Origin of the sequence: Lysinibacillus sp. KCTC 33748 (assembly GCF_002237755.1) — a bacterium.
Classification (GTDB): Bacteria; Bacillota; Bacilli; order Bacillales_A; family Planococcaceae; genus Lysinibacillus.
On sequence record NZ_MWSJ01000008.1, the window covers coordinates 60,052 to 76,891 of the forward strand.

Annotated in this window: 16 protein-coding genes and 1 riboswitch; of the genes, 4 read left to right on the forward strand and 12 right to left on the reverse strand. The window is 38.0% G+C overall.

The genetic code is table 11. From position 1 onward, the window contains the following. The first annotated feature begins 102 nt into the window (after positions 1 to 102). Positions 103 to 1,332, forward strand: a complete 1,230-nt coding sequence (locus B1B04_RS12320; protein WP_079561750.1) for a saccharopine dehydrogenase family protein — start codon at positions 103 to 105, stop codon at positions 1,330 to 1,332. Next, positions 1,329 to 2,468 (forward strand): carboxynorspermidine decarboxylase, encoded by a 1,140-nt coding sequence (gene nspC / locus B1B04_RS12325; RefSeq protein ID WP_079561751.1) that lies wholly within the window; start codon positions 1,329 to 1,331, stop codon positions 2,466 to 2,468. Before B1B04_RS12320 ends, nspC begins: the two co-directional genes overlap by 4 nt. Before the next feature lie 43 nt (positions 2,469 to 2,511). Here the strand turns inward: nspC and B1B04_RS12330 are convergent, their stop codons facing one another. From B1B04_RS12330 to B1B04_RS12340, 4 genes are all read right to left on the reverse strand, one after another. Beyond that, positions 2,512 to 3,399, reverse strand: a complete 888-nt coding sequence (locus tag B1B04_RS12330; protein ID WP_079561752.1) for an amidase — start codon at positions 3,397 to 3,399, stop codon at positions 2,512 to 2,514. Between the two features lie 44 nt (positions 3,400 to 3,443). Continuing rightward, positions 3,444 to 3,533: riboswitch (cyclic di-GMP riboswitch) on the reverse strand. Between the two features lie 155 nt (positions 3,534 to 3,688). Next, positions 3,689 to 3,766, reverse strand: a complete 78-nt coding sequence (locus B1B04_RS26710; protein WP_368483750.1) for a DUF6366 family protein — start codon at positions 3,764 to 3,766, stop codon at positions 3,689 to 3,691. Between the two features lie 315 nt (positions 3,767 to 4,081). After that, the gene (locus B1B04_RS12335) at positions 4,082 to 4,570 is read right to left on the reverse strand and encodes a chemotaxis protein CheW (protein WP_053483746.1); all 489 of its coding nucleotides are present in this window, start codon (positions 4,568 to 4,570) and stop codon (positions 4,082 to 4,084) included. Positions 4,571 to 4,595: 25 nt separating this feature from the next. Further along, on the reverse strand, positions 4,596 to 5,711 hold the full coding sequence (locus tag B1B04_RS12340; protein WP_079561753.1) for a M20/M25/M40 family metallo-hydrolase: 1,116 nt from the start codon (positions 5,709 to 5,711) through the stop codon (positions 4,596 to 4,598). 485 nt (positions 5,712 to 6,196) lie between these two features. On the opposite strand from B1B04_RS12340, the gene B1B04_RS12345 reads away from it, so the two are divergent. After that, on the forward strand, positions 6,197 to 6,502 hold the full coding sequence (locus B1B04_RS12345) for a hypothetical protein (RefSeq protein WP_079561754.1): 306 nt from the start codon (positions 6,197 to 6,199) through the stop codon (positions 6,500 to 6,502). A gap of 208 nt (positions 6,503 to 6,710) precedes the next feature. Here B1B04_RS12345 and B1B04_RS12350 read toward each other — a convergent pair whose 3' ends face one another. The 3 genes from B1B04_RS12350 to mce all read right to left on the reverse strand — a co-directional run bounded on the left by B1B04_RS12350 (position 6,711) and on the right by mce (position 9,773). Continuing rightward, the gene (locus tag B1B04_RS12350; protein ID WP_079561755.1) at positions 6,711 to 7,658 is read right to left on the reverse strand and encodes a coiled-coil domain-containing protein; all 948 of its coding nucleotides are present in this window, start codon (positions 7,656 to 7,658) and stop codon (positions 6,711 to 6,713) included. 148 nt (positions 7,659 to 7,806) lie between these two features. Beyond that, positions 7,807 to 9,354, reverse strand: coding sequence for an acyl-CoA carboxylase subunit beta (locus tag B1B04_RS12355; RefSeq protein ID WP_079561756.1), 1,548 nt, complete (start codon positions 9,352 to 9,354; stop codon positions 7,807 to 7,809). A gap of 5 nt (positions 9,355 to 9,359) precedes the next feature. Then, positions 9,360 to 9,773, reverse strand: a complete 414-nt coding sequence (mce, locus tag B1B04_RS12360) for a methylmalonyl-CoA epimerase (protein ID WP_079561757.1) — start codon at positions 9,771 to 9,773, stop codon at positions 9,360 to 9,362. Between the two features lie 125 nt (positions 9,774 to 9,898). On the opposite strand from mce, the gene prli42 reads away from it, so the two are divergent. Beyond that, on the forward strand, positions 9,899 to 9,994 hold the full coding sequence (prli42, locus tag B1B04_RS26450; RefSeq protein ID WP_170938970.1) for a stressosome-associated protein Prli42: 96 nt from the start codon (positions 9,899 to 9,901) through the stop codon (positions 9,992 to 9,994). 20 nt (positions 9,995 to 10,014) lie between these two features. Here the strand turns inward: prli42 and B1B04_RS12365 are convergent, their stop codons facing one another. From B1B04_RS12365 to B1B04_RS12385, 5 genes are all read right to left on the reverse strand, one after another. Continuing rightward, complete coding sequence (locus B1B04_RS12365) at positions 10,015 to 10,992, reverse strand: aromatic acid exporter family protein (protein WP_079561758.1); 978 nt, start codon at positions 10,990 to 10,992, stop codon at positions 10,015 to 10,017. Between the two features lie 227 nt (positions 10,993 to 11,219). After that, positions 11,220 to 11,660 carry a BrxA/BrxB family bacilliredoxin gene (locus tag B1B04_RS12370; RefSeq protein ID WP_079561759.1) on the reverse strand — a complete coding sequence of 147 codons (441 nt, stop codon included), beginning with the start codon at positions 11,658 to 11,660 and terminating at the stop codon, positions 11,220 to 11,222. 193 nt (positions 11,661 to 11,853) lie between these two features. Further along, positions 11,854 to 12,951 (reverse strand): methylmalonyl Co-A mutase-associated GTPase MeaB, encoded by a 1,098-nt coding sequence (meaB, locus tag B1B04_RS12375; RefSeq protein ID WP_079561760.1) that lies wholly within the window; start codon positions 12,949 to 12,951, stop codon positions 11,854 to 11,856. Beyond that, positions 12,951 to 15,104: a methylmalonyl-CoA mutase gene (gene scpA / locus B1B04_RS12380; protein WP_079561761.1), complete on the reverse strand. Its 2,154-nt coding sequence runs from the start codon at positions 15,102 to 15,104 to the stop codon at positions 12,951 to 12,953. The genes meaB and scpA overlap by 1 nt, the downstream gene beginning before the upstream one ends. Continuing rightward, complete coding sequence (locus B1B04_RS12385) at positions 15,101 to 16,792, reverse strand: methylmalonyl-CoA mutase family protein (protein WP_368483749.1); 1,692 nt, start codon at positions 16,790 to 16,792, stop codon at positions 15,101 to 15,103. The genes scpA and B1B04_RS12385 overlap by 4 nt, the downstream gene beginning before the upstream one ends. Positions 16,793 to 16,840: the final 48 nt, after the last annotated feature.

A 16,840-nucleotide genomic window follows, 5' to 3' on the forward strand; every position in this document is an offset into this window, starting at 1 on the left:
AAAAATTTTGTAGAAAATTTAAAAAGAATGATTGAGTAGTAATTCAATTTTCTGTATAATCAGCTTGTTTGACAATACTAATTTGAACTTGGGGGTAGACAATTGGGTAAAGCATTGATTATAGGAGCTGGCGGAGTAGCCAGTGTTGTGGTACACAAGTGTGTTCAAAATTCGGACGTATTTGAGGAGATTTGTATCGCAAGTAGAACTGTTTCAAAATGTGACGCTCTAAAAGAAAAACTAGAAGGCGGAAAAACAAAGATTCATACTGCACAGGTAGACGCAGACAATACGGAAGAGGTTATTGAGCTTATTAAAGCCTTTGGACCAGAAGTTGTTATTAATGTGGCACTACCTTATCAAGACTTAACGATTATGGATGCTTGCTTAGCGACGGGTGTACACTATGTGGATACTGCAAACTACGAGCCACCTGAAACGGCAAAATTTGAATATAAATGGCAATGGGCTTATAAAGAGAAGTTCGAAAAAGCTGGCTTAACTGCTTTACTTGGTAGCGGTTTTGATCCAGGCGTAACGGGCGTTTTCACAGCTCATGCACAAAAACATGAATTTGATGAAATTCACTATATTGATATTGTGGATGCAAATGCTGGTGATCACGGTTACCATTTCGCAACAAACTTCAACCCAGAAATCAACATTCGTGAAATTACAGCGAATGGTCGTTACTGGAAAGAAGGCGAGTGGGTTGAAACTGCACCACTTGAGAAAAAAGAGGTTTATAACTTACCAGAAATCGGACCAAAAGATATTTACCTTTTATACCATGAAGAACTAGAATCACTTGCTAAAAACATTAAAGGCTTAAAGCAAATCCGTTTCTGGATGACATTCTCTGAAAAATACTTAACTCACTTAAAAGTATTAGAGAATGTTGGTATGACTTCTATCGAGCCTATCGAATTTGAAGGACAAATGATTCAACCAATTCATTTCCTTAAAGCTGTACTACCTGATCCAGCATCACTAGGACCACGTACAAAAGGAAAAACTAACATCGGTTGTATTATTCGCGGTCTAAAAGATGGTAAGGAAAAAACTTATTATGTTTACAATGTATGTGACCACGAAGAATGCTATAACGAAGTTGGTTCACAGGCAATTTCCTATACAACTGGTGTACCAGCAATGATTGGTGCAATGCTTGTGATGAACGGTCAATGGCGTAAACCTGGCGTTTGGAATGTCGAAGATTTCAATCCAGATCCATTCATGGATGCACTAAATAAATGGGGTCTACCATGGCAAGAAAGCCATAACCCAGAATTACTTGACCTAGAGTTAGATGAAAAGGAATTAAGTCGATGAAGCCAATTGATTTCTCAAAAGTTCCGTCCCCTTCTTACGTAGTGGATGAACGATTATTAACAAAAAATCTAGAACTTTTAAAATCGATTCAAGATCGAACAGGCTGCCGTATTTTACTTGCCTTAAAAGGGTTTTCTATGCATTCAACATTCCCTTTAGTGGGGGAATATTTAGCAGGGATTACGTCTAGCTCATTATTTGAAGCGCAACTTGGCTATGAAAAAATGGGCAAAGAAGTTCACGTTTATGCACCAGCATACGTGGAGCATGAAATGGACGAGCTACTTGGCTATGTTGATCATATTGTGTTTAATTCCTTTAACCAATGGAACCAGTATAAGGACAAAGTAAAATCGTCCGGTAAAACAATTGAATGTGGTATTCGTATCAATCCTGAGTACTCTGAAATTGAAACAGCACTTTACGACCCTTGCTACACGAATTCTCGTCTTGGCACAACTTTAGCCAACTTCGACAAGTCACAGCTTGACGGTATTGATGGCTTACACTTCCATGCGATGTGTGAGCAAAACTCAGATACGTTAGAGCGTATTATACAAGTTGTCGAAGAAAAATTTGGTGATGTCTTACATCAAATGAAATGGTTAAACTTTGGTGGAGGTCACCATATTACTCGTGAGGATTATGATGTAGAAAAGCTTGTGAATATTATTAATTACATTCAAGACAAGTATAACCTTCTCGTATATTTAGAGCCAGGCGAAGCTGTTGCACTTAATACAGGTTATTTAGTAGCAACTGTCCTTGATATACAGAAAAACGGTATGGACTTAGCAATTTTAGATACATCGGCAACTTGCCATATGCCAGACGTTCTAGAAATGCCATACCGCCCAATGATTATCGGTTCAGGTCAACCAAATGAGCTAGCTCACACATATCGCTTAGGCGGGCTTACTTGTCTTGCAGGTGATGTAATTGGCGATTATTCATTTGAACAACCTTTACAACCAGGCGATCGTCTAGTATTTACAGATATGGCGCATTACTCAATGGTGAAAAATCATATGTTTAATGGTGTAAACCTTCCATCCATCGTTTCTTATAACGATGAAGAAGGCATTAAAGTCATTCGTAAATTTAAATTTGAAGACTATAGCGGTCGACTTTCATAATATCAAAGAAAATCCTCTCCAACTTATCGCTGGAGAGGATTTTTTACGGCTTCATATTCATCCAACTATCAACATAATGAATGGCAAAACCATTATAGCTCGTTTTATTGGCATACTGTTTATGTACTTGTGCTAACTGTTTATTCATATAGGCTTCTCCATTATCATAGAAGGTAATATTTTTCCCTTCATCAGAAGCCCCAGTTTCCACACCAATAACAATTGATTTATTTACTTTTTTGGCATAGTTTATTTCATGTTCAACAATTTTAATAATGTCTTTAGCAGAATCTCGATAAGCCATTATTGAAACACTTTCCACTTGGTCAATAACCCAGTCCGCTAATAAACCAGAACCAAATTGGTTATTATATGAAACTTCGTCAAACCAAAATGGCATATCTGCTTCTAAAGGCAATTGTAATTGCTCTGTATTCCCTTTGGCTCTAGTGAGGAGCGCTTGATAGGATTCAATCGTTTTTTCTTGGTTCGAGCTCCAACCACTATTTAAGTAAGGCTCTACATCGAGATGAACTCCAGAAAATCGCTCTGTTGCTGCTGCATTTTCATTATATGATTGTATCCAATCAAACAGCTGATCCTGCATTTTATAGCCATCTGCTGATACCCAGCTTGCTGAACCATCTAGCGCATATACTTTTATACCTTTTGTCGTAGCTTTATTGATAAAACTTTTGTAATCGTCACTTGCTATATCACTATTAATTTGTAAATATAATTTCTTTACTTGTTTGCCTTCTAAAAATGAGAGTGCCCCTGATTCATCTTCGACAATCTTTGTCGTATCCCATAACCAAGTAGCCTTATCTTGCATGAACTTTGCGTCTACCTTTCCCATTGTTAATCCTAGCATACTTACAATTGTTACTATAAAAACAATAAATGTTTTTGATAGTGAACGACTTACCATATAATCACATCTCCATTCTATTTGCCGAGGCTCATAGAACAGAACCTGGCAACCTGACGATCATGCACTAAAAATAGTGTTTAGACTCACGGCTTTGCGTCCTTCCCTTTCGGTGAAGTTTGCCTTTTACAGTAGTTTTCTTCCTTTACATAATACGACGATAAAACGGAGATGTCTGTAGGTAATACGCATAAATTTTAATAACAACTTTCAACTAGAAAAAAAGAACACAGGTTATTTTTACTATATCAGCATATAAACGTAGAAGAGATTATCTATAAATATTCCTTTAACTGAAAAACAATTTGTACGTAATGTATCCTATAAATAACACTAAAATTAATACTAGCATTTCTTTCCAACCCATTCACTTTTTCTTAAATTCTCTCTTTTCTCTTCTGGTGTTTCCTTTTTCTTTGAATCCATGTGAGGAATACCTCCCAAATTTATTATTTATTTACGAAAGATATCTTCTGTAAATAGAGGACCTCAGACTAAGAGCACGGCATATCTTCCACCCTCAGTAACTGTCGGAACGGAAACCACCTTTGTTTTGGTAATGAACTTCAAGACATTCGCAGAAAGAAGTTAAAAAAAGAGACAGAATCACATATTTGTAATTCTGTCTAGAACATCAACTTTGATGTGTATTATTGAATTAATTTTTAGCTTTAATAAAAACTCAAGCCTCTACGTTTTCTTTTTCATTTTCAAGCATTTTGTGCAAATAATTAATTATTTCACGAATACCTTCTAATGAATTCACAAGAATTTTCGGGTCAACGTAAGTAATCATACGATTTTCTAGATTTGCCACAGCTGTAAAGTAGCGTGTTTTTGAATAATTGACTAGTCCCATCTGTTTTAATACCGACTCATCAAAATCAAGAATTTCACGAGCTTCTGTGACAAGTAATCCATAATTCACAACATCCGTGTTCAACACAATAATACGTGCTGTTGCAGCATTAGAGGAACGATTATAAAGAATACGCTCAAAATCAAGCACTGGCACAAGCTCGCCACGAATTCTTGTGAAACCTAGAAGATAATTAGGCAAATGAGGAATCGGTGTTACTTGCTCTAACTTTTCAATCGAAATCGCTTGCTCCACAGGCACTGCATATTCCTCTGTACCACAAGCAAAAACTACTGCCTTCACACTTTCCATACGGTCACATCCTTCGATTCTGTTGTTATTTTCTCGCAGACTCTTTTACGATTTCAACAAGTAAATCTGCTAATTTTTCTAATTCTTCTACTGGGATCTTTTCATTTGTTGTATGAATGTCCTCGTATCCAACAGAAAGATTGACTGTAGGGATGCCAAAGCCTGCAATAACATTAGCATCGGAACCTCCGCCTGAAATACCTAGCTTTGGTGTACGATCGATGTTCTGTGCAGCTGCAATCGCTACTTGAACAACTTTATCTGATTCTGTTACACGGAATCCAGGATACATTAGCTTTACTTCAACCTCTGCCTTTGCTCCTAATGAAGCAGCAACTTGCTCAAACGTCTCCTGCATATGCTGAGTCTGTGCATCTAACTTCGCTTTGTCGATTGAACGAGCTTCTGCAAGAATCGTTACTTCATCACACACAATATTTGTTGCCTGACCACCCTCAAAGCGACCAATATTTGCTGTTGTTTCTTCATCTAATCGACCTAGCTTCATTTTTGCAATACATTTAGAAGCAACCGTAATCGCTGAAATTCCTTTTTCTGGAGCAACACCTGCGTGCGCTGTTTTACCAATTATTTTAACGGAAACTTTCGCTTGGAATGGAGCTGCTGTGACAATTCCCCCTACTTTGCCATCACTGTCTACCGCAAAGCCATATTTCGCCTTAATTTTAGATGGATCTAACTCTTTAGCGCCAACAAGGCCACTTTCCTCGCCAGCTGTAATAATAAATTCAATATCACCGTGTTCAATATTTTGCTCTTTTAAGCGTTTAGCCATTTCAAATAATGCAGCGATACCAGCTTTGTCATCAGCACCTAAAATAGTTGTACCATCTGAAACAATATAGCCATCTTCACGAAGAGATGGTTTAATCCCTTTACCTGGGACAACTGTATCCATATGAGAAGTAAAATAAATTGGTTCGATATCTAATGAACCTTTTAGCGTAGCAAGTATATTACCTGCTCCATGCCCGTTTCTAGTATGTGCATCATCTTGTTCTACTGTAAAACCAAGCGCTGTTAGTTTGTCGACTAAAACCGGCGCAATCACTTGTTCATATTTTGTTTCTGAATCGATTTGTACGAGCTCAAAAAACTCTTCTACTAAACGACTTGTCATGTTGTAGGACTCCCTTAGTTTACGTGTTTTTCCACGTCATAGTTATCTTCTATATTTTAGCATACTGCTGCGTTTGGGAAAATAAAACGATTACATTGTTTTTCAATTGATGGCTGCAAATACCCGCTTTATTCGATTCGCAAATTATATAGAGGTAAAAGTACTGATAATTATGGAAGCACCTTTTTTCAGATTGAAAGGAAAGTAGCACTTAACGTAAACAAAAACGACTGAACAAATTTGGACTGGACGGTTAGATGACAAACATGACAAATCAAGTTTTCGTTATCTTCAAAACGTACAGATCAGAACCATTCATGAAGAATTCACACTGCTCACCTCAGGAAGACGAATAGATATCACCAAAATTTTAAAAATATAATTTATCTAGATAGTTAGCTTTTTAAGTAAACTTTTTACATTTAACAGAAAATTACATTAAAATATTTTATAGATTATTAACTTTTATTGGGGAGAGTAGCGACTTGAAGAAAAAAGTTATAATTATTGTTTCTTTGTTGGTTGTAATTATATTGTTACATTCAACACCCAGTATGGCATTAAGAACACATATATTTTTTATGGGTTATCCAAAGGCCGCAATTTCTTCAGGAATTATTGAAGATAAAGAACATAATGAAGTAGATAAAGAAAAATTTGCCGAATTAAATGCCAAAGCATACTCCCTAACAAACCCTCCAATAGAAAAAGCTACTCATGGCGAATTAAGAAACTTTCTTGTGAGGAAATTTGGCTTTTTACATTTTGCAGAATACTACGGTGATACTTAATAACCTTCGGCGTAGTCAAACGGGGGCTTTACACAAAAAAACGCTCAAATTACTGAGCGTTTTTATCTGTCGTTTATGTTACTAAATTACTGTTAAAATAAGTGTCATTGAGGTTGTTATTAACTTCACTTTTAGTGTTTTTCTCCCAATCAACCGAACCCGTTAGAAATAGGGAAAATCTTTTCACAGTTTACTTTATATCTACGTTTTAAAAGATCGCTTCTTTTTCTTTTTGCAGAGACTTCAAATAATCATCTGCCTTGTTATGTTTATCCTGTAAACGCAAAATTGTATTATGTACATCATCTTGTACACGAGAAACCTGATCTCTTGCAGTGGATATTTTAGAATGGACAGACCAAGCCGAAAAAATATCATCAAAGAAATAGTCCGCAAATTTCACGAATCCATCTGTATCAACTTGTAAGGATTTCGTTGACATATCATGTACATCTAGCAGTTCGTTATGGAAGCGTTGTAACGCAATTTGAGCATTGTGAAGATAATTTTCGGTCTTATCCAGTGCATCATGTTTTAAATGCGTAACAAAGAATCCTCCACCAAAAAACGTATCCCAAGTTGAATATCCATTAGCGGAATGTAAGGACTCTGCTGCTTGTCCAAGCTCAGTAAGTGCTGTTTCACCAGCCGCTTCTGCTTCCTTTATCTCTATCAGTAGTTGTTTCGTATGCATTTCCTCATGTGCTAATTGTTCAAGCCTTTTTGCCTGTTCAGGCTCATGGATTTGTAAGTAGCCTTTCTTTTTAGCATTTAATTGGCTTAAAGCTTCTTGTAACTCTTTTTCATTAATTTGAGAAAGCTTGGTGTTTATTTGCCCCAAATCATGCGCCAAATCAACATCCATCTTCTTTGCTTCATTTATTTTTAATTCAAGAATAGCTGCTTTATCAATTTTTTCTGCACGTAGCTCATCTTGTTGCCCTGCCCACGTACGAATCATATTCATAAAAGAAAAGCCTTCTAACTTATCGAGTCTTAAACGAATTTGATTGAGTGCTTTAGAATGTTTGTCAATTTCCTGTTGGGCATGCCCGATTTGCTGTTCAATTAAAACCTTTTGTTCACTTAATCTACTGGCAGTCCTTAATTGTGCATGTATTATTCCTTGCTCTTTTTGTAATTGTTTCCATTCCATTCATCTCAACTCCTATTACATATATGTACGAATGAAATCAAAATATGTTTCAATTATCTGTTATTTATAATTTATCTTTTATTATTTAAAGTTAGTATAAGTCAAAAAAAGCCTAGCAATCCGAATGGACACTAGGCTTGTACAATTGTTATAGAGGAATGTTTCCGTGCTTTTTCTCTGGACGTGTTTCGTGTTTGTTCGCTAACATATCTAGCCCTTGAATTAGCTTAATACGCGTATCACGTGGATCGATAACATCGTCTACCATACCGCGAGATGCCGCAACGTATGGGTTTGCGAATTTCTCTTTATATTCTTCAATTTTCGCTGCACGTGTTGCTTCTGGATCTTCTGATTTGGCAATTTCACGCGCGAAGATAATATTAGCTGCACCTGCCGCACCCATAACAGCAATTTCTGCGTTAGGCCAAGCAAATACTAAATCAGCCCCAATTGATTTAGAGTTAAGCGCAACGTAGGCACCACCGTATGCTTTACGTAGAATCACTGTAATTTTTGGTACAGTTGCTTCTGAGTATGCATAAAGGATTTTCGCTCCGTGACGGATAATACCACCATGCTCTTGTTTAACGCCTGGGAAGAAACCAGAAACGTCTTCAAATGTGATGATTGGTATATTGTAAGCATCACAAGTACGAATGAAACGAGCAGCCTTGTCTGAAGAATCAATATCTAAACCACCAGCTAATACTTTAGGTTGGTTACATACAAGACCAACTGATTCACCAGCAATACGCGCAAAACCAACTACTACGTTTTTCGCAAATTCTGAATGCACTTCCATAAATGAATCTGCGTCCACGATTTGCTCGACTACTTTACGAACATCATAAGGTCGAGTTGTTTCGATTGGTATCGTATCCACGATTTCTGGACGATAGTCGTCACCCTCTGGACGTGCCTGGCGTGGAGCTTTTTCTTTATTATTTTGTGGTAAGTAGCTTAATAGTTTCTTAATTTGATCAATCGCTGTTTCTTCAGAAGGTGCGCGGAAGTGTGCGTTACCACTTATAGCGTTGTTTACTTTAGAACCACCTAAATCTTCAGCAGAGATTTTTTCACCAGTAACCGTTTCGATAACTTTAGGTCCTGTAATAAACATTTGAGATGTTTTATCAACCATTAGAATGAAGTCTGTAATTGCTGGAGAATATACCGCCCCACCAGCACATGGTCCCATGATAACTGAGATTTGTGGAATTACCCCAGAGTAGATTGCATTACGATAGAAAATATGACCATAACCATCAAGTGAAAGTACGCCCTCTTGAATACGAGCACCACCTGAATCATTAATACCGATAAATGGTGTACCATTTTTTGCTGCTAGATCCATTACTGTTGCCATTTTTTTAGCGTGCATTTCACCAAGCGCTCCACCAAATACTGTGAAGTCTTGAGAGAATAAGTATACTGGACGTCCATTAATTTTACCGAAACCAGTTACTACTCCGTCACCAGGCCCTTCCATCTTGTCCATGCCGAAGTCTACTGTACGGTGTGTAATGAATGGGTTGATCTCGAAAAATGTACCTTCGTCTAGTAATAATTCAATACGCTCACGAGCAGTTAATTTACCTTTATCATGTTGCTTCTCGATGCGCTCATAGCCGCCACCAAGTTCAATCACTGTCTTACGGTCATACAACTCATTAATTTTGTCGAACATATCCATACTGATCACTTATCCCCTTTTCCACTTTTATCGCATAATTCATATAACACACCGAAAGATGATTTCGGGTGCATGAAAGCAACCTCTGCACCACCAGCTCCTGGTCCTGGCTCTTCTGATAAAAGACGTACACCTTTTTCACGAAGCTCAGCCATACGCTCACGAATCCCCGTTACACCGAAAGCTACATGGTGAATACCTTCTCCACGTTTTTCGATGAATCCATGAATAGTACTTTTTTCACTCATCGGTTCTAATAACTCAATTTTTATATTTCCCGCATCTATGAATGCAACACGAACCTGTTGCGATTCTACTTCTTCCACTTTTAGCAACTTTAAGCCTAAAGTTTCTGTATAATATGTAATGCGTTCATCAAGATTTCGGACCGCAATCCCAATATGATCTACTTTCTCCATGGTGACATCTCCTTCTGTTATGGTACATAATCTATTTTACAGACTTTTTCGTCAAAACTCTACTACTTGAGAAATTTTTCAGATTTGCTAAACTATTTATAAGAAAAGAAGGAGCGAACGAGCATATGAGTAATAAAAAATTTCAAAAAATCGTAGTTTATACTATGGTCGCGATCATGGTAATTTCATCTCTAGCATTCGGCTTATCGATGATAGTGTAATGAAAGGCTAGGCGTCCGCATTACTGCGGGCGCTTTTTCTTTACCTTTAACCCCTTAAAAGACTGCTTTATTTCTAAATATCGATCCATTTCCTCAATAAATTGATAAAGTGCCGCTTGCGCTAAAAATTGCTCATGATTTTTCGGCAATGGTAATTGGGCGAAATCCATCTTTACTTGCTCTAATTTTTCTCTAAAATGACTAGCCGTATTTCCTGAATGAACATGTTCACCAAGGTCTTGTAAAAAGTCAGCAACGATATCAGCCTCTTGTACTATAACAGGAAGTGCCGTTATTTTAGGAAGAACTCTATCAATAATTTCTAACTGCTGTTCACGCATATCAAAATACACGTAGTAGTCATTTTCTCGTCTCGTAAAATGATTTTCAACATCTTTAAACGCTAGGGATTTTGCACTATTCAATACTTTAATCGCTTCAATAATTTCCTGCCCATCCCACAATGTATCGCCTTCTCTTAAATAGTTGGCAATTTCTAAAAAGATCTTACTGTAAAGTTCCTCAATTTTAACTCGATAGTAATTTAATTCCTTTTGAATGTCTGGCATATACATATTTATAGCTATTCCCGTACCATAACCAATTGCCATTAATGCGAATTCATTATAAACAAGCGCTAATGAAAAGCTTTTAGCTGCATATATATGCATGATAATAACTGCACTAGAGACAAATCCATCCGCTACCCTTAATGACACAATTGTTGGTATAAAAATTAGTAGCATACCTGCTAATGCAAGTGGATGATAGGAAAATAGCTCAAAGCTCAAAAATGCATAAATCATTGCGATAATACTTGCGACAAATCGTGTATAAGCAGCATGAAGAGATTTTTTCTTCGTTGGCTGTACACATAATATTGTTAGAATACCAGCAGATGCATAAGAAGCTAATTCAAAGTATTGGGCAATGGCAATAGCGAGTGCTGCACCAAATGCCGTTTTTAATGTACGATAGCCGATTGAAAACTTCTTCAAGTCGACTGCCTCCTATCTTTTAGTACTCTACTTATTTTATTCAATTTAAAGAAAACTATAAGCTAATCGTTTAGCCAATATTACAAAAATTCTAAATGCAATTCTACTGGAATCAGTGGAGAAAGCGATGCTAATTCGGAGAATTTTTTAGTAGTAAGACTCCGCAGACATTTTATAGCCTGCGGAGTTTTCTGCTAAATGAATAGCTCTTCTATAATTGAATAAAATTAAAGTTCGTCGCAGTATTCCTCAAAGTTTGCTTGTAAGTTTGTTACTACTGACATTGGGTCATGACCTTCAATTTCATAGCGTCCAACTTCTGCTACTACTTGTCCATCCTTTAATAACACAAATGATGGGGAAGATGGTAAATGATCTTCACCGAAGAGATAACGAGCAGCTGCAGTTGCTTCTTTGTCTTGGCCAGCAAACACCGTTACAAGATGGTCTGGACGTTTATCGTAATGTACGCATTGTGCTGCTGATGGACGTGCGATACCTCCTGCACAGCCGCATACTGAGTTTACCATGACTAATGTTGTACCTGGACGAGCAAACGCCTCTTCAACAGCTTCAGGCGTGCGAAGCTGCTCATAACCTGCAGCCTCAATTTCTGCACGTGCTGTTTTTAAAATTTCTTGCATAAATAAATCGTAATCCATATTCATAAAGCGATAGCTCCTTTCAAGTTCGCGTCATCATCAGCAATTATGTCTCGGCATAATTGCGTCCAGAGGCTTTCACTTTTTTCAGCTGAAAGAAGTGAAACTTACTAGCTTTAGATATTCGACGCTCATACATCTCCTATCATAGCAGTTAGTGACGAATTTGTGCACCTACTTGCTCATATATTAGATGATATTATTTCTGTGATTGTTCATCGCTAAATAAACGATCTACACCTTGTGTAACTGTCAACTGTCCATTTAAAATTTGACGTTCTAAAAGCTGCACTTGTGCTTTCCGTTCTGGATTACCATAAAACATATCGATTAATTGGTCGGTAATCATCGATTGGAACCAATCTCTTGTCTGATTTTGACGTCTGATTGACCAGTAATTATTTGCCTCAACGATTTGTCTGAACTCCCCTATTGTATTCCAGACTTTATCGAGACCACGTTTTTCCCACGAGCTAACCGGCATTGCTGTGGACATCCAACCTGGTGTTGCAGGCTGTAAGAAATGTAAAATTTGCTTGTACTCGGATACCGTTTTTTTAGCCAGACGAACATTATCACCATCCGCCTTATGAACAACAATGGCATCCGCTAACTCCATAATGCCCTTCTTCATGCCTTGTAACTCGTCTCCGGCACCTGTTAAAACTAACAGCAAGAAGAAATCAACCATCCCTCGGACATACGTTTCACTTTGTCCAACACCAACTGTTTCTATTAAAATGACATCATAGCCAGCCGCTTCACAAACAAGCATCGTTTCACGCGTCTTTTTATGAACACCCCCTAGGGTACCAGCTGATGGAGAGGGACGAACAAAAGCATTAGGCTTTTTCACGAGCTCCTCCATTCGAGTTTTATCACCTAAAATACTTCCTCCCGATAAAGAAGAGCTCGGATCGATCGCAAGGACTGCCACTTTTTTCCCTAACTCACAAAGCATCGTTCCGAAAGCCTCAATGAACGAACTCTTTCCTGCACCAGGCACGCCTGTTATCCCAATGCGGACACTGTTTCCTGTATGTGGTAGAAGCTCTTGTAAAAGTTCTTGTGCTTGCACTTTATGTGTTGCATTTGAACTTTCAATGAGTGTAATAGCTTTTGACAATTGTGTACGAGAGCCAGCACGTACTTCTTGTGCAAGCTCCTGTACGTTTAAATTGTCTGCTTTTTTCTTTCGGAACTTTTTCGGTGTACCATATTGCATTCCGTCGTGAGTTGCCTCTACTCCGTCCATAACAAATAGCGCACTTTCCGGCATTCCTTTGTTTTTGTCCATTATTCAGACACTTCCTCATAGCCTAAACGTTTGTATATCTCTTCAATAATCTTTTGTGCAGATACAGGAATTACTGTACCTGGTCCAAAAATTGCTACTGCGCCAGCTTCATAAAGGAATTCATAATCTTGTGCTGGAATAACGCCTCCAACAATAATAATGATATCTTCGCGGCCCAGTTTTTCTAGCTCTGCTACTAATTCAGGAACTAATGTTTTATGACCTGCAGCTAATGAAGATACACCAATGACATGAACATCGTTTTCCACAGCCATTTGAGCTGCTTCTGCAGGTGTCATAAATAATGGTGAAATATCTACGTCGAAGCCTAAGTCAGCATAGCCTGTTGCCACAACTTTTGCACCACGGTCATGTCCATCTTGTCCCATTTTCGCTACTAAAATACGTGGGCGACGACCTTCATTTCCAAGGAACTCCTCTGTCATTTGTTTCACTTCAGTAATTTGCTCTTCATCTGAGAAGTTTGCAGAGTAAACACCAGAGATGGAACGAATTACGGCCTTATGACGACCTGAAACAACTTCGATCGCATCAGAAATTTCTCCTAATGAAGCACGAGCACGCGCAGCATCTACTGCAATTGCTAATAAGTTTTCTTCGCCATCTTGCGCCGCTTTTGTTAAACGAGCTAAATGTTTTTGTACTTCTGCTTCATCGCGCGCTGCCTTCATAGCTTCTAAACGTTCAATTTGCTTTTGACGAACTAACGTATTATCAATGTCAAGAATGTCGATAGGTTCTTCTTTTTCTAAACGATATTTGTTTACGCCAACGATCGTTTCTGTTTTAGAGTCGATTTTCGCTTGACGTTTTGCAGCAGCTTCCTCAACTTTCATTTTTGGAAGACCTGTTTCAATCGCTTTCGCCATACCGCCAAGCTCTTCGATTTCTTCAATTAAAGCCCATGCAGATTTTGTAATCTCGTCTGTTAATTTTTCCACATAGTATGAACCGCCCCATGGGTCAATAACTTTCGTCATAGCTGTTTCTTCTTGTAGGAACAGCTGCGTATTACGTGCAATACGTGCAGAGAAATCAGTTGGTAGAGCAATCGCTTCATCAAGTGCATTTGTATGAAGAGATTGAGTATGCCCCATTGAAGACGCATTTGCTTCGATTAATGTACGTGTCACATTGTTAAATGGATCTTGTTCTGTTAAAGACCAACCAGATGTTTGTGAGTGTGTACGAAGTGCTAATGTTTTCGGGTTTTTCGGATTAAACGTTGACATCATTTGTGCCCAAATTCGGCGTGCAGCACGCATTTTTGCAACTTCCATGTAATAGTTCATACCAATTGCCCAGAAGAATGATAAACGCGGTGCAAAGGCATCAATATCGATTCCAGCTTTAAGCCCTGTACGAACATATTCAAGGCCGTCTGCTAATGTATAAGCAAGTTCAATGTCATTTGTTGCTCCAGCTTCTTGAATATGGTAACCAGAAATCGAAATAGAGTTGAATTTTGGCATATATTTCGCTGTATATTCAAAAATATCTGCAATAATTTTCATAGACATTGTCGGTGGATAAATATATGTGTTACGAACCATGTATTCTTTTAAAATATCGTTTTGAATCGTACCCGCTAATTGGTCAGGAGTCACTCCTTGCTCTTCAGCAGCAACGATATAAAATGCAAGAACTGGTAATACTGCACCATTCATTGTCATAGAAACTGACATTCGATCTAAAGGAATTTGGTCAAATAAGATTTTCATATCTTCTACAGAGTCAATCGCTACACCGGCTTTACCAACATCCCCTGTTACACGCGGATGGTCTGAGTCATAGCCACGGTGAGTTGCTAAATCAAAGGCAACAGAAAGACCTTTTTGACCCATTGCTAGATTACGTTTATAGAATGCATTTGATTCTTCAGCCGTTGAGAAACCAGCATATTGGCGAACAGTCCAAGGACGAGCTACATACATAGTAGGGTATGGACCGCGTGTATTTGGCGCAATACCTGCTACATCATTTAAATGCTTTGCCTCTTTAATATCTTCTTTTGTGTATATATCTTTAATTTCGATGCCTTCATTTGTCATGAATTTTTCTTCTGACGCTTGAGGCGCTTCTGCTGCTAAAACTTTTTCAATTTCAACTGCACTAAAATTTGGCTTGCTCATCGTTGGACCTCCTTCATGCTAGCGAACACTGAATTTAATTTTTCAATGATGTTCTGTCCTGCGAAAATAAAGCCGTTTAAGCCATTTGCTAACCAAGCTTCTTCTTCGTCTTTAAATTTACCTGCAACGTCAACAATTACGTTTGCTCGTTTGCCAGCTAAAATGGCTGGTACTAATTGTTTTGTATCGTCATCATTTCCTGCAATGACTACATATGTTGCTTCTGTAGTATTTAACCAAGCTAATGCTTCTTCAGCTGTAGCAATTGGTTCACTTTTTTCTGGTACTAGACCTACAGTATTTAAGAAACCTGACACGAAGTCAGCACGTGGTTTTGAGCTTTTTAGTGTACCTAATGCTAAAATTCCTGTTGTTACATTTGCTGCTGTCATTTCCGTACGTAAATGTTCAAAAGGTTTAGCAATGCGCTTAATTTCTGCAAAAGCTGGGTTTGTTGCACTTTCAAGCACATCTGCTGGATTAGCATAAATATTTGTACCGATTAATGATTGCTTACGTGTTTGTACCGCTTTAATACGAGCTTGGTAGGATTTTTCTAGTTCTTCCGCAAGCTTTCCAGATGCAGTGTAAGCGTCGATACCTCCAGCTGCTTCAATTTCTAAAAATAATGTCCAAGCTTCTTTCACAAAATCAGCTGTTAATGACTCAATAAAGTAAGAGCCACCAGCTGGATCTATAACTTTTAAAACATTTGTTTCTTCTTTTAAGATTAAGGATACATTTCGTGCAATACGAACCGATTGATCTGTTGGTTTCGTTAATGCATCATGAGGGTGAACTGTAAAGACATCCGCACCACCAATTAAGCCAGAAAGAGCTTCATTTGCCGAACGTAATAAGTTTACATAAACATCCAGCTTCGAGAAGCTTCTTACCGATGTTTCAGCAATCGTTGGAACTTTTACGCAATTAGATACTCCATATGCAGATGAAAACGCTTTCCAAAGTACTTTAAAAGCACGGAGTTTGGCAATCTCTGTAAAGAACTGTGTATCCACTGCAAATGATACATAAAACTTCTTCGCGAACGCTTCAAAGCTTTCTTCTTGATTTGCGTATTTTACGGCTAATGCAAGTGCATAAGCTAACTCTTGCACTGCGTTTGCGCCTTCATTATGATAAACCGTTGTGTCCGCACCGACTGAGCGCACGTTCGAGAAATTATTTAAAGAGATAGGATTTTTCGATACGATGAAACCTTTTACAGCTTCTCGCTGATTATTTGCTATTTTGTCGAATACTGCTAATAATGGGTCATTTGAATTTTCAACCGACATTTTAAACGAATATTCAGAGAAATAAGTCGCTAATTGTGCCACTACTTCTTCCGTCCATTCAAAATTCACACGGCTATCAATTGTTACTACTTCATTGCCCCGAGCTAAGCTATCATCAAGCTGTGCAAAAAATGCATCGCTTGTTTCAGCATATATTTGCTGTGCCACTCGAAATGCTTCATTATTTTGTAGGGAACGGATCGTAGCAACTTGTTTATCAAGCTCTTCTCCAAGTTTTGCTACTAAACTTTCTTGGGTGTAAAGAGGTTCTAATGTAATACCTTCACTCGTTTTCGTTAAAAGAGACTCGAATGGTTTCCCTTTTAAAGCCTTGATTGCTGCATCTTGCCATTCTGAATAGGACGGCTTTTCAAATTCAATATTTTTCATGTTGTTTGACATGCGGACGCTTAATCAGCTTCCCCCCTTAGTAGTTTC